Source organism: Pseudomonas veronii, assembly GCF_001439695.1.
Lineage (GTDB): Bacteria > Pseudomonadota > Gammaproteobacteria > Pseudomonadales > Pseudomonadaceae > Aquipseudomonas > Aquipseudomonas veronii.
In genome coordinates, this window is sequence record NZ_JYLL01000019.1 from 15,202 (window position 1) to 28,488 (window position 13,287).

Annotated in this window: 14 protein-coding genes and 1 pseudogene; 5 read left to right on the plus strand and 10 right to left on the minus strand. The window is 59.5% G+C overall.

Features of this window, described 5'->3' with window-relative positions; all coding sequences use genetic code 11:
- Positions 1-117: 117 nt before the first annotated feature.
- From TU80_RS20715 to TU80_RS20720, 3 genes are all read left to right on the plus strand, one after another.
- Positions 118-351, plus strand: a complete 234-nt coding sequence (locus TU80_RS20715; RefSeq protein WP_227778728.1) for a type II toxin-antitoxin system Phd/YefM family antitoxin — start codon at positions 118-120, stop codon at positions 349-351.
- Positions 318-395 (plus strand): type II toxin-antitoxin system YoeB family toxin, encoded by a 78-nt coding sequence (locus tag TU80_RS33490; protein ID WP_141123716.1) that lies wholly within the window; start codon positions 318-320, stop codon positions 393-395. Before TU80_RS20715 ends, TU80_RS33490 begins: the two co-directional genes overlap by 34 nt.
- A gap of 292 nt (positions 396-687) precedes the next feature.
- Positions 688-1,404 (plus strand): hypothetical protein, encoded by a 717-nt coding sequence (locus TU80_RS20720; RefSeq protein WP_057005274.1) that lies wholly within the window; start codon positions 688-690, stop codon positions 1,402-1,404.
- A gap of 59 nt (positions 1,405-1,463) precedes the next feature.
- Here TU80_RS20720 and ptaA read toward each other — a convergent pair whose 3' ends face one another.
- The 6 genes from ptaA to cyoA form a co-directional block, all read right to left on the minus strand.
- Positions 1,464-2,558: a pyoverdine biosynthesis transaminase PtaA gene (gene ptaA / locus TU80_RS20725; protein WP_057005275.1), complete on the minus strand. Its 1,095-nt coding sequence runs from the start codon at positions 2,556-2,558 to the stop codon at positions 1,464-1,466.
- A 148-nt stretch (positions 2,559-2,706) separates the two neighbouring features.
- Complete coding sequence (gene cyoE, locus TU80_RS20730; RefSeq protein ID WP_017846726.1) at positions 2,707-3,594, minus strand: heme o synthase; 888 nt, start codon at positions 3,592-3,594, stop codon at positions 2,707-2,709.
- Between the two features lie 11 nt (positions 3,595-3,605).
- Entirely contained in the window at positions 3,606-3,941 is a 336-nt protein-coding gene (gene cyoD, locus TU80_RS20735; protein ID WP_017846725.1) for a cytochrome o ubiquinol oxidase subunit IV, read from the minus strand.
- Positions 3,941-4,567: a cytochrome o ubiquinol oxidase subunit III gene (locus TU80_RS20740; protein ID WP_017846724.1), complete on the minus strand. Its 627-nt coding sequence runs from the start codon at positions 4,565-4,567 to the stop codon at positions 3,941-3,943. Before TU80_RS20740 ends, cyoD begins: the two co-directional genes overlap by 1 nt.
- A gap of 3 nt (positions 4,568-4,570) precedes the next feature.
- Entirely contained in the window at positions 4,571-6,589 is a 2,019-nt protein-coding gene (gene cyoB, locus TU80_RS20745) for a cytochrome o ubiquinol oxidase subunit I (protein WP_057005276.1), read from the minus strand.
- A gap of 3 nt (positions 6,590-6,592) precedes the next feature.
- Positions 6,593-7,534 (minus strand): ubiquinol oxidase subunit II, encoded by a 942-nt coding sequence (cyoA, locus tag TU80_RS20750; RefSeq protein ID WP_026139992.1) that lies wholly within the window; start codon positions 7,532-7,534, stop codon positions 6,593-6,595.
- A gap of 27 nt (positions 7,535-7,561) precedes the next feature.
- On the opposite strand from cyoA, the pseudogene TU80_RS33810 reads away from it, so the two are divergent.
- A pseudogene (locus TU80_RS33810) lies at positions 7,562-7,851 on the plus strand (hypothetical protein).
- Between the two features lie 473 nt (positions 7,852-8,324).
- On the opposite strand, the gene TU80_RS20755 reads toward TU80_RS33810, so the two are convergent.
- The 3 genes from TU80_RS20755 to hmpA form a co-directional block, all read right to left on the minus strand.
- Positions 8,325-8,831, minus strand: a complete 507-nt coding sequence (locus tag TU80_RS20755; RefSeq protein WP_017846721.1) for a disulfide bond formation protein B — start codon at positions 8,829-8,831, stop codon at positions 8,325-8,327.
- 73 nt (positions 8,832-8,904) lie between these two features.
- A complete protein-coding gene (locus TU80_RS20760) occupies positions 8,905-9,219 on the minus strand; it encodes a hypothetical protein (RefSeq protein ID WP_057005277.1) in 315 nt (104 codons plus the stop codon).
- Between the two features lie 42 nt (positions 9,220-9,261).
- Positions 9,262-10,443, minus strand: coding sequence for an NO-inducible flavohemoprotein (gene hmpA, locus TU80_RS20765; RefSeq protein ID WP_017846720.1), 1,182 nt, complete (start codon positions 10,441-10,443; stop codon positions 9,262-9,264).
- Positions 10,444-10,589: 146 nt separating this feature from the next.
- Here hmpA and norR point away from each other — a divergent pair, with 146 nt between their 5' ends.
- Positions 10,590-12,134: a nitric oxide reductase transcriptional regulator NorR gene (gene norR / locus TU80_RS20770; RefSeq protein WP_057005278.1), complete on the plus strand. Its 1,545-nt coding sequence runs from the start codon at positions 10,590-10,592 to the stop codon at positions 12,132-12,134.
- A 218-nt stretch (positions 12,135-12,352) separates the two neighbouring features.
- Here norR and TU80_RS20775 read toward each other — a convergent pair whose 3' ends face one another.
- Positions 12,353-13,264: a DMT family transporter gene (locus TU80_RS20775; RefSeq protein WP_057005279.1), complete on the minus strand. Its 912-nt coding sequence runs from the start codon at positions 13,262-13,264 to the stop codon at positions 12,353-12,355.
- Positions 13,265-13,287 lie beyond the last annotated feature (23 nt).

Consider the following 13,287-nt stretch of genomic DNA (forward strand, 5'->3'; position numbering starts at 1 on the left):
TTTGATGTGGGTCAGGCTCAAACCGTAAGGGTGCCACCCATTGACCGTTGATAAGGAAACCCTTGAACACATGTACGTATTTCTGGACGTTTCGTACCATCAAGCGAGGACATACCCATGGAAACAATCAACTACACCAATGCCCGTGCCCATCTCTCCGAGACAATGGATCGGGTCAATGACGATCACATCCCGTTGCTGCTCACCCGGCAAAAAGGTGAGCCCGTGGTGATGATCTCGCTATCGGAATTCAATGCCCTTGAAGAGACGGCCCCGAACCACTCAAATACAACCTCAGTGGCTTCTGGTCTCGGCGAATCACCGCCGAACATCGCTTGGTCTATGGCATAGAGGATGATGAGACTCAGGTCTTGATGTGTCGTTATCACTATTAACGGGGATTACCTGTTGAAGCCGACTGCCCTGGTCCGCGCCTGAAAACATCCGACGCTTTTCTGCAGGGAAGCACACTGGCGCTGGCACCATCGATACTGTCGAGCGGTGCCTGGGCGGGCGGCATGGTGATCGGCAGCCTGTTGGGCATGCGGGTTGACCGTAGGTCTGTTTTGCGGGCGCTGGCCGCCTTGCGTCGCAATAAGGGCATTGTGCTGCCTTGACCTGCCCCCCCTCCCCGCCGAAAATGCCCGACGCTTTTTTGTCCCTGTTTACTGAAGTAGTGAAATTTCAATGCCCGATTCCTACACCGCTGAATCCGCCGAAGAATCCGTAGTCGCCTTGCAATCCAAAGCTGAATACGAAAACGCCATCAATCTTTCACAGCATGTGCCTGCGGCCAAGATCATCAGCGAGATGGTGCTGGACGCGTTCCACACCTCCAAGGAAAGCGACCAGATCCGCGAGTTGCGCGTGGCCATCCGCCAGGCCCACGATGCCTTCGACGACGACAAGGCCTACGACCTGATGGGCCAACTCAAGCAGCTCAAGGACGCCGAAGCCGCCGACAACATCGCCCTGGAAGACCTGAGCAGCAAGTTCTCGATCAGCCGCATCCTGTCCAGCTTCAAGGACGACCCGGCGTTTCAGGAGCTGGTCTACGGCCTGGCCCTCAAGGTGTTGAACCAGTCCCACCAGGCCATCAGCAACCCGAGCGCCGGCAAGGGCAAGGCCGCGCGGCCGAAGAAAGAAGCCGAAGTGTTTGTGATCAGCAAGGATGGCATCAGCGTCACCCTGCCGCTGCGCACGCCGCGCTCGAAGCTCAATGTCGACCGTGAAGCGTTCGAGTTCCTGGGTTTCAGCTTCGTGGGTGAAGGCGATGACGCCGAGCTGGAAGTCGAAAGCTTTGTGGATAACGCCGGCGCCGAACAGCCATTGAGCCGCAAGAGCGTGATCACGGCGTTGCAGCAGCAGACCGCGTTCGATGGGTACAGCATCGCGCAGCAGTAGTACCGCAGAACCCAATGTGGGAGGGGGATTGCTCCCTCCCACATTGGTTTTGTGTTGGGTTAAACGCTGCGCTGGACCTGCGCCGCAAACACCTCGCGAAACAGCTCCATCTCGTGCTTGTTCCCCACCGTCACCCGCACCCACTGCGGCCAACTCTTCCATACGCGGCCGATCATCACACCTTGCGCGGCCAGTTTCTCGATCACCTGCTCCGCCGGTTGCTTCACGTCGATCATGAAGCAGTTGCTCTGCGACAGCGTGCAGGTGAACCCACGGGCCTTGAGCCAGGCGACGGTCTCCTCGCGCAGTTGCGCGTTCAGGGCCTTGCGTTGCGGCAACAGGTTGACGTCTTCGAGGCTGGCCTGCGCGCCGAGCAAGCCGCTGCCGGCAGGGACGTTGTCGCCCCCGAACACCGCGAGGCGCGCCAGCAACGCCGGGGCGCCGATCGCCAGGCCCACGCGCGCGCCGGCCATGCCGTAGATTTTCGAGAAGGTGCGCAACACCAGCAGGTCGTCGTGTTCCTTGACCCAACTGACACAGCTGGGAGCGTCGGCGAAGTCGATGTACGCCTCGTCCACCACCAGCACGCTGCCTTGGGGTTTGTTCGCCAGCGCGTGCCGGATGGCCTCGGTGGACGTCAGGGTACCGGTGGGGTTATTCGGGTTGCACAGGTAGAGCATGCCCGCCTGGGGATCGGCGGCGAGCATCGCGGGGATGTCGTGGGCGTGCTCGGCCGTGAGGCTCACTTCCTGCACCGGCGCCCCGCTCGCCTCGGCCGCCTGGCGCGGCACCTCGTAGGACGGCGTGGCCATCACCAGGCCGCGGCTTTCGCCGGTAAACGCCAACACCGCGTAGCGCAGCGCAGCCATGGAGCCGGAAAACACTGCCACCTGTGCTTCGGCAATCCCCTGCTGCCGGGCAAACAACGCGGCCAGGGCGTACATGTGGCCGTAGGGATAACGCCCGGCCGTGGCAAGCGCGTCCTGCATCGCCTCGCGGGCGGCGCCCGAGGGGCCGTAGGGGCTTTCGTTATAGTTGAGCCGCACCTTCTCAGCCTTTGCCGGCGGTGGGCTGGCGACTGCCCAGTCCAGGCGCCCGAGCAAGGGCAAGGCCGCGCCCAAGGCGAGAAGGGACCGACGACTAACGCTGATCATGGTGACAACTCCTTGTACGCGGGTAATGGATTCGCACAGCTCGTACAGTGAGGTATGACGAGAAAGGCGCCGGCCGATTTAATCCCGCGCCCAAGAAAAAGCCCCGCGCTTCTCACGAAGGCGGGGCTTGTTCACTGCTTGGAACCACTCAGGGCGCGTAGGTCAGCAACAGCTCTCTCGGCACCTGGAAATCCAGGGACATCATCACGCTGAGCGCGGTGATGGTGAAGATCGAGAACACGAACAGCTTGCGTGCCCAGACGGTGTCGTCCACCGCCTTGTAGCCGGTCCAGGCCATGTACAACCAGTACATGCCCATGGCGGCGGCGACGGCAAGGTAGCTCATGCCGGCGTAGCCACTGAAGGTCAACATCAAGGTCGCCACGAGGAAGGCCAGGATGTACAGCAGGATGTGTTTCTTGGCCACCTGGATGCCGCGCTTGACCGGCAGAACCGGAATCGACGCAGCCAGGTAGTCGTTGAAACGGAAGATCGCGATGGCATAGGAATGCGGCATCTGCCACAGGCTGAACATCACCAGCAGCACCAGCGCGGCCATGTCGAAGCTATTGGTCACAGCCACATAACCAATCACCGGCGGCATCGCCCCCGACAGACTGCCCACCAGCGTGCCGTGAACCGACTTGCGCTTGAGGTACAGGCTGTAGAGGCCGACGTAGATGACAAAGCCGATCACGGCAAACAGCGCCGCCAACGGGTTGGCCACCTTGTACAACAACACCACGCCGGCAACACCCAGGACGGTCGCGAACAGCAGTGCCAGTTTCAGGGAGATAAGGCCCTGGACCAGCACGCGATTCTTGGTGCGTTCCATCTTGATATCGATGTCGCGGTCGATGCAGTTGTTGAACACACAACCGGAAGCTACCACCAGGGACGTGCCGATCATGGCGGCCAGGAAGATGGCCAGATCGACATGTCCCTTGGAGGCCAGGAAGAAGCCGCCTGCCACAGAAAGCACGTTACCGAAAATGATCCCCGGTTTGGTGATTTGGATAAAGTGCTTAAGCGACATCGGGTCTTACCTCACTTCGCCATCATGTAGGTGTGGATGCTGAACATGATCCACAGCGACAGACCAACCAGCAGAACGATCACCAGGCCTGCGAACACGAACGCAATCACGTTCTCGCGCTGGGCCTCGGAGCGGTCCAGGTGCAGGAAGTACACCAGGTGAACCAGGACCTGAATCACCGCGAACGCCAGGACGATCATCAAGGTGATCGACTTCGGCAAGGTTGGGTACATCACCAGGCCGAACGGGATCAGGGTCAGGATGACCGACAGGATGAAGCCGATAGCGTAAGTCTTTACGCTGCCGTGACTCGCATCATGGCTGTCATGGGAGTGTGCATTAGCCATTACAGGGTCCCCATCAAGTAGACGACGGTGAATACGCAGATCCAGACCACATCCAGGAAGTGCCAGAACAGGCTCAGGCAGTTCAGGCGAGTCTTGTTGGTGTTGGTCAGGCCGTGTTTATTGACCTGATACATCATCATCGCCATCCAGATCAGGCCAGATGTCACGTGCAGACCGTGGGTCCCCACCAGCGTGAAGAACGCCGACAGGAAGCCGCTGCGGCTAGGGCCGTAGCCTTCGGAGATCAGCAGGTGGAACTCGTTGATCTCCATGCCGATGAAGCCCAGGCCGAACAGGAAGGTCAGGCCCAACCAGGTCAGTACGCCCTGCTTGTTGCCCTTGTAGAAGGACAACATGGCGAAGCCGTAGGTGATCGAACTGAACAACAGCAAGGCGGTTTCGCCGAGCACGTAAGGCAGTTCGAAGATGTCGTGGCCCGCCGGGCCACCCGCTACGTTGTTTACCAGTACCGCGTACACCGCGAAGATCGACGCAAACAAGATGCAGTCGGTCATCAGGTAGAGCCAGAAACCGTAGACGGTTACCGGGCCCGAGTCGTGGTGATGGTCATCGTGCCCATGGTCATCGACATGGGCGTGTCCAGCATTGGTCACTAAGTTCGACATGGTTTAAGCCTGTTCCAACGAGGTTTCTACACGGTTGGCCGGGATCTTCTTCTCGGCCACCAGGCGAGCGTGCTGCTCGGCTTCGATGCGCTCGATCGTTTCGACCGGCACCATGTAGCCTTGATCATCACGTGCAGCGTGGACAATGAAGTAGCCGATGGTGCCCACCAGGCTCACGATTGCCAGCCACCAGATGTGCCAGATCATCGAGAAACCGAACACGGTCAACAGCGCACCCATCACCACGCCAGTGGCGGTGTTGTTTGGCATGTGGATCGGTTCGTAGTGCTTAGGCCGCTGGTACGCAGTACCGTTTTCCTTGGCTTCGGTGAACGCATCGATGGTGTTCGCGGTAGGAATCACGGCGAAGTTGTAGAACGGAGGTGGCGACGAAGTCGACCATTCCAGGGTGTGGCCGTTCCATGGGTCGCCCGACTCGCACATGTTCTGCTTGCGATCACGCACGCTGACATACAGCTGGATCAGTTGGCAGGCGATACCCACCGCAATCAGCACCGCACCGATCATGGCGACGTACAGGTACGGCACCCACTCAGGGTTGGTGGTGGCGTTCAGACGACGGGTCATGCCCATGAAGCCCAGTGCATAGAGCGGCATGAACGCGACGAAGAAGCCCGAGATCCAGAACCAGAATGCAGCCTTGCCCCAACCCTCGTGCAGCTTGAAGCCGAACGCTTTCGGGAAGAAGAAGCTGAAACCAGCGATGTAACCGAATACCGCACCGCCGATGATCACGTTGTGGAAGTGAGCGATCACGAACAAGCTGTTGTGCAGCACGAAGTCAGCACCCGGGATGGCCAGCAGTACGCCGGTCATACCGCCGATGGCGAAGGTCACCATGAAGCCCAGTGTCCACACGACCTGGCTGGTCATACGCAGACGGCCGTGGTAGATGGTGAACAGCCAGTTGAATAGCTTCACCCCCGTCGGGATCGAAATCAGCATCGTCGCCAGGCCGAAGAAGGCGTTGACGCTGGCCCCCGAACCCATGGTGAAGAAGTGGTGCAGCCACACCATGAAGCCCAGTACCGAGATCGCACCGGAGGCGTAGACCATCGAGTGGTGACCGAACAGGCGCTTGCCGGTAAAGGTCGAGATCACTTCGGAGAAGATACCGAACGCTGGCAGGATCAGGATGTACACCTCAGGGTGCCCCCATGCCCAGAACAGGTTCACGTACATCATTGGATTGCCACCAAGTTCGTTGGTGAAAATGTGGAAATCCAGGTAACGGTCAAGCGACAGCAGTACCAGCGTAGCGGTGAGGATCGGGAACGAAGCCACGATCAGCACGTTGGCCCAGGTGCAGGTCCAGGTGAAGATCGGCATGTCCATCATCTTCATGCCAGGGGCGCGCATTTTCAGCACGGTGGCCAGGAAGTTGACCCCCGTCAGCGTCGTCCCGAGCCCTGATAACTGTAGCGCCCAGATGTAGTAGTCCACACCCACGCCCGGACTGTATTTCAGGCCCGACAATGGCGGATACGCAACCCAACCGGTCTTGGCGAATTCGCCGACGCCCAGGGACACGTTGATCAGCACCACGCCAGACACCAGCAGCCAGAAGCTCAGGGAGTTCAGGAACGGGTAGGCAACGTCGCGGGCACCGATCTGCAGCGGCACTGCAAGGTTCATCAGGCCGGTGAAGAAAGGCATCGCCATGAAGATGATCATGATCACACCGTGAGCGGTGAAGATCTGGTCATAGTGTTCAGGCGGCAGGTAGCCTGGCGCGCCCTCAGTGGCCATGGCCAACTGGGTACGCATCATGATGGCGTCGGCAAAACCACGCAGCAGCATGACCATGGCAACGACGATGTACATCACACCGATTTTCTTGTGGTCGACCGAAGTCAGCCACTCAGTCCACAAGTAGGTCCACTTCTTGAAGTAAGTGATACCCCCAACCAGTGCCAGACCACCCAGCGCGATCATGGCGATGGTAATCATCACAATCGGCTCGTGGAACGGGACCGCATCCCAACTTAATTTACCAAACATCGTTTACTCCTCTGCCCCAGCAGTTGAATGCGAGCCCGTGTCAGAACCTTCAACCGCAGCCACTTCTTTCTTCTCGTGCTTGACCGGCTTGCCTGGTTTCATGCCTTCGTACTTGTCGACGACTTTCTGAAACAGGTCAGGCGTGTAAGTGGAGTACAGCGCGACTGGGTTGTTCTGGCTTGGTTTGGCAAGGGCTTCGTATTCAGCTTGATCAAGCTGTTTAGGTGCGGCCTTGACTTCGGCTACCCAGGCGTCGAATTCTTCCTGGCTCGTCGAGATCGCTTTGAATTTCATGCCGGTGAAACCTGCGCCGCTATAGTTGGCGGAGATGCCGTCCATTTCAGCTTTCTGGTTGGCGATCAGGTGCAGCTTGGTCTGCATGCCGGCCATCGCGTAGATCTGGCCACCCAGGCCTGGGATGAAGAACGAGTTCATCACAGTGTCGGAGGTGATCTTGAAGTTAACCGGGGTATGTTCCGGGAACACGATCTTGTTGACGGTGGCGATACCCAGGTCCGGGTAGATGAACAGCCACTTCCAGTCCAGCGCGACCACTTCGATATTGATCGGCTTGACCTCGGAGTCCAGCGGACGGTACGGGTCCAGCGCGTGGGTGGACTTGTAGGTCACATAACCCAGGGCAATGATGATGAGGATCGGAACCAGCCACACCGCGATTTCAATCTTGGTGGAGTGCGACCACTTCGGCGCGTAAGTCGCCTTGGTGTTCGACGCGCGGTATTTCCAGGCGAAGGCGAAGGTCATGATGATCACAGGGACCACGACCAGCAACATCAGCAGGGTGGCAGTGATGATCAGGTTGCGTTCATCCAGACCGACCTGTCCTTTTGGGTCGAGCAAGGACCACTTGCAGCCTCCCAGCATTAACATCATGCCAAGCAGCGGCAAAAAGCCTAGTAATCGGGGGTACCTGTTTTTACTCATCTCACGACCTCTAAAGCAGCTTGCGCAATGCAGTTGGGTTTTGATCGCCAACACTTCACCCTGCCAAGGGTTGGCATTTCTCTTCGATTGAATAAGAGCCTGCCCGTGCGCCCTAATTGGACGGTTCGCGGACCTGCGGTGAGTTCTTATTCGATTTCGTGGTTAAAGGCCTTGTTACAGACCAATTCCATTTGGTGCGGATAGTTGAAAGGCTGCCGGAACCTGGGGTCGCACAGAGCCATCCATCTGCCCCTCGACCGCTCCAATGCTCAAATATTGAACAGCACCGGACATTCAGTGCGGGCGATTGTAGTTAGCTAGCGATGTATAAACCATGTCTTATAAAGAAATAATTTTTATCGATTCCAGCAATAATCCTTCACCTATTTTGCAAAGGTTCGCGATCTTATCGCGTTGGATTCTCAACAAAAACCACAAAAAATGCCGTGTTATAGGGCAAACTGCCACACCCCTTACCCGCCGTAAGGGCCTGAAAAAGCGCTCCAAGCCCCCATAAAACAGGGCACTCGCTGACCACCGAAAGCCGCGAACGGCGCGCTATTCGCGGTGTTGCTCAAACGATGAACTGACAGCACACATTAACGGCCATGGGCAAATTCACGCGGCGTTGCGAGGGCTCGGAAACGCCCTGCGACAGCGCCTGTGTGACAACATGTCGCACACTGCGCGCCGTCAAAATTGTCCCGCGTCACTGTCCCTTCAAAAATCCCTACAAACAAAAACGCCCCGGTTTTCCTTTAAGAAAGGCCGGGGCGTTTCAATGAATGGCTCAGGCTTTGCGTTGGCGATTGCGATAGATACCCAGGGGCACCAGGATCACCGTCAGCACGAACGCCACCAGCGCCCATTGCGCCAGCGACAGGCCGAGCACCGGCGGGTACGGCGTGCTGCAGAAGCCGTCGACCTGGAAGACCAGCGGAAACACCTTGGCCAGGGGCAGGCCGTCAACGATCGGTTGCAGCACATCCACGCCGCAACTGACCTCAGGGAAGAACTGGGTGTACACATGGTGACCGGCAGCCGCCACACCGCCCAAGGCACTGAGCACCACCAACCCTTCAAACAGCGTGATCGCCCCTTTGTTGCGCATAGCCGCACCAATAAACGCAAAAACGGCAATCAACAGCAAGGCATAGCGCTGCAGGATACACAGCGGGCACGGCGCTTCGCCCAACACCACCTGCATGTACAGCGCACCGCCGATCAGCGCCAGGCAGATGATGCCCAGCAACACCAGAAAGCGCCGCTCCCTGCCTAAACGCAATTCGTCACTCATCTCCGTATCCCTTTGTTTGGTTGTGCCTGTGGCGGCAAGTTTACACACAGAGAGTGGTTTAAACAGAAGGGGGTTAACGGCGGATTAATACGCCACTTGTAGGAGCGAGCTTGCTCGCGAAAAACTCAAAGACGCTGCGGTCATCCAGGATGCGGGCGTTATCGTTGACGTTCTTCGCGAGCAAGCTCGCTCCTACAGGTGTATGGGTGTGGGTGTGGGTGTGGGGGGGGACCGAAGAAGTCGTAGCGGCTTTGTTTTTCGGGTACGCCCATGGCCTTGAGGTGGCGTTTAATATGCCACTTGTAGGAGCGAGCTTGCTCGCGAAAAACTCAAAGACGCTGCGGTCATCCAGGATGCAGGCGTTATCGTTGACGTTCTTCGCGAGCAAGCTCGCTCCTACAGGTGTGTGGGTGTGTGGGTGTGTGGGGGGTTATTCGAGGGCGGCGGCTGGGCCGAAGAATTCGTAGCGGCTTTGTTTTTCGGGTACGCCCAAGGCCTTGAGGTGGCGCTTGACTGCGGCCATGAAGCCTTTAGGGCCGAGGAAGTACGCATCCAGGTCGCGCTGCTCAGGCAACCACGCCGCCAGTTGTTCCTGGCTCAGCAGGCCCACGGTGTCGCCTGCCGGGCTCACGCCATCGTCCTCGTCATAGCAGTAGAAGCGCTTGAGCTGCGGATGCTTGGCCGCCAGGGCGTCGACCCATTCCCGAAACGCATGCACCCCGCCGTTACGCGCGCAGTGGATAAAATGCACCGGACGCTGGGTGGCCAGGGCCGCTTCGAGCATCGGCAGTGTTGGCGTGATGCCCACCCCGCCGCTGATCAGCACCAGCGGTTTATCGCTGGCGGCCAGGGTGAACTCGCCCGCTGGCGGGAACAGGTCGATCGTCGCGCCGACCTGCAATTGATCATGCAGGTAGTTGGACACCCGCCCACCGGCTTCACGCTTGACGCTGATGCGGTATTGGCCGGCATCGCTGAGGGCCGACAAGGAATAGTTGCGGCGCACTTCTTCGCCATCGAGCAGCAGCGTCATACCAATGTACTGACCGGGCTCGGCGGCGAGGATCGGGCCGTTGTCCAGCGGGGCGAAATAGAAGGACGTGATTTCGGCACTTTCCTCCACGCGCTTGACCAGCTTGAACGGCCGCGCACCCCGCCAGCCGCCCGGCGCCTGGGCTTTCTCATCATAGATCGCAGCTTCGGCGCCGATCAGGATGTCCGCCAACTGACCGTAGGCCGCGCCCCAGGCGCTCATCACCTCGGGAGTGGCAATCTCGCTGCCCAACACTTCGGAAATCGCACGCAGCAGGCAGGCTCCCACGATCGGGTAATGTTCCGGCAGGATCTGCAAGGCCACGTGTTTGTTGATGATCTTCGCCACCAGATCACCCAGTTGATCCAACTGGTCGATATGTCGTGCATACATCAACACACCATTGGCCAGGGCACGGGGCTGGTCGCCGCTGACCTGGTGCGCCTGGTTGAACAGCGGGCGCACCTCCGGGTACTCGGAGAGCATCATGCGGTAGAAATGGGTGATCAGCGCTTCGCCGCCGCTTTCCAGCAGGGGCACGGTGGATTTGATGATGGCACGGTCTTGGGCACTAAGCATGGAGCCTCCTGGGCTTCTTTACTGATTGCCTTGGAGTACTCAGTATTCATGCCAACTAATAAATCGTTTAATTTCAATAAGTTAAATTACCAGTAGTCAGTATGACCTCCTACGCCTTATAGTCATAAGGACTACAAGGAGTCATTATGACTGCGCAATCGCTGCTCACCACCCTGCTCCCCCTGGTCGCCGACCTGTCCCGCGAACTGCCCGAAGGCGAGCGTTACCGCCGCCTGTTGCAAGCCATGCGCGCCCTGCTGCCGTGCGACGCCGCCGCGCTGTTGCGCCTGGACGGTGAGTCGCTGGTGCCGCTGGCAGTGGACGGCTTGAGCGCCGATACCCTGGGCCGACGCTTCAAGGTCAGCGAACACCCGCGTTTCGCCGTGCTGCTCGGCAGCCCCGGCCCGACGCGTTTCGACAGCGACAGTGAATTGCCCGACCCCTACGACGGCCTGGTGGACGGCCTGCACGGGCACCTCGAAATTCACGACTGCATGGGCTGCCCGCTGTATGTCGATGACAAACCATGGGGCCTGCTGACCCTGGACGCCCTCGACACCGAGCGCTTCGAACGGGTCGAGTTGGACGCCCTGCAAGCCTTCGCCAGCCTCGCCGCCGCCACGGTCAACGTCGCCGAACGCATTGAACATCTGGCATTGCGCGCCGAAGACGAACGCCAGCGTGCCGAGATCTACCGCCAGGCCAGCGGCCAGCAGCACAAAGAGATGATCGGCCAGAGCAAGCCCCACAAGCGCCTGGTCGAAGAGATCAACCTGGTGGGCGGCAGCGACCTCACCGTGTTGATCACCGGCGAAACCGGGGTCGGCAAGGAACTGGTAGCCCAGGCGATCCACGCCGCATCGTCCCGTGCGGACAAGCCGCTGATCAGCCTCAACTGCGCCGCCCTGCCGGAAACCCTGGTGGAAAGCGAGCTGTTCGGCCACGTGCGCGGTGCCTTCACCGGCGCGCTGAACGAGCGCCGGGGCAAATTCGAACTGGCCAACGGCGGCACGTTGTTTCTGGACGAAGTCGGCGAGCTGTCGTTGACGGTGCAGGCCAAGCTGCTGCGCGTCCTGCAAAGCGGTCAACTGCAGCGCCTGGGCTCGGACAAGGAACATCAAGTGGACGTGCGCCTGATCGCCGCCACCAACCGCGACCTGGCCGAAGAAGTGCGCAACGGCCGCTACCGTGCCGACTTCTACCACCGCCTCAGCGTCTACCCGCTGCAAGTGCCGGCACTGCGCGAACGCGGGCGCGATGTGTTGCTGCTGGCCGGGTTCTTTCTCGAACAGAACCGTTCGCGCATGGGCCTGGGCAGCCTGCGCCTGACCAGCGACGCCCAAGCCGCGTTGCTGGCCTACAACTGGCCGGGCAATGTGCGCGAGCTGGAACATTTGATCGGACGCAGCGCACTGAAAGCCCTGGGAAACTGTCGCGAACGTCCGAAGATTCTCAGCCTGAGCGCCCAAGACCTGGACCTGCCCGACGTCAGCGCAGCGCCGATCGCCCCCCCACCCGAAGTCACCGCCATCGCCGGCGGCGACCTGCGCCAGGCCACCGAACACTACCAGCGCCAAGTCATCAACGCCTGCCTGGAACGCCACCAACACAACTGGGCCAGCACCGCCCGCGAACTAGGCCTGGACCGCGCCAACCTAGGCCGCATGGCCAAACGCCTAGGCCTCAAATAACCCAGATCCCCCAACCAAACCCAATAAATACTGAAAATACTGAAAATACTGAAAATGCTGAAATGCTGAAAATGTGGGAGGGGGCTTGCCCCCGATAGCGGTGGGTCAGTCACTTATTTGTAGCTGACCCACTGCTATCGGGGGCAAGCCCCCTCCCACCTAAAGCAACACCCTCCCACCTAAAGCAATCCCCTCCCACCTTAACCCCCCTTCCCACCTCAGACTTGCTTCGCCCTGAACACCGCCTCCCCCGCCTGAACCACCCTAACCCTACGAAACACCAACACATTCCCCACCATCACCAACACCAACCCCACCAACGCCGGCGCAGTCCACTGATACCCCTCGGCAAACGCCGACACATTCAGCGCCACCACCGGAAACAACACCGTGCAATACGCCGCCCGCTCAGGCCCCATACGCCCGACCAGCGTCAGATACGCCGTAAACCCAATCACCGACCCCGGAATCACCAAATACCCCAACGCCCCGACATACCGCGCACTCCAGTCCATCTCGAACGGAATACCGCGCACCACGCAATAGGTCGCCAACATCACCGCACCATATGCCATGCCCCAGGCATTGGTAGTCAACGGCCGCAACCCCGCCTTCTGCTGCAGGCTCGAAAGCATATTGCCAGCCGAAAAACACATCGTCCCCAACAGCGCCAAACCCAGCCCGAGCAAGGTCTGCGGGCTCGCGGTGTGCCCCGCCAGCTCCGGCCAGAACAACAGGCCCAAGCCCAGCAAGCCAAGGCCGCCGCCCATCAACACATTGCGCGCGACCCGCTGGCCAAAAAACACCCGCGCATTCAGGGCATTCCACAGCGTCGCCGTAGAAAACACCACCGCCACCAGCCCGCTGGGAATCCACTGGCTGGCCGTGAGAAAACACATGAAGTTCACACAGAACAGGCACAACCCCTGGGCCAGGCAGATCAGATGCCCGCGCCGGTTCATCACCTGCAACTTGCGGCTGAGCAGCAACAGCACAAACAACACCAACGCCGCCAGGGCGAAGCGATAGACAATCGACACGGGAATCGCCACCACACCCAGTTGCCACTTGAGGGCGATCCAGGTGGTGCCCCAGATCAGCACGGTGAGTAAATACAGGAAAAGGTTCATAACAGGCTCCGCTGGTTGAGCCA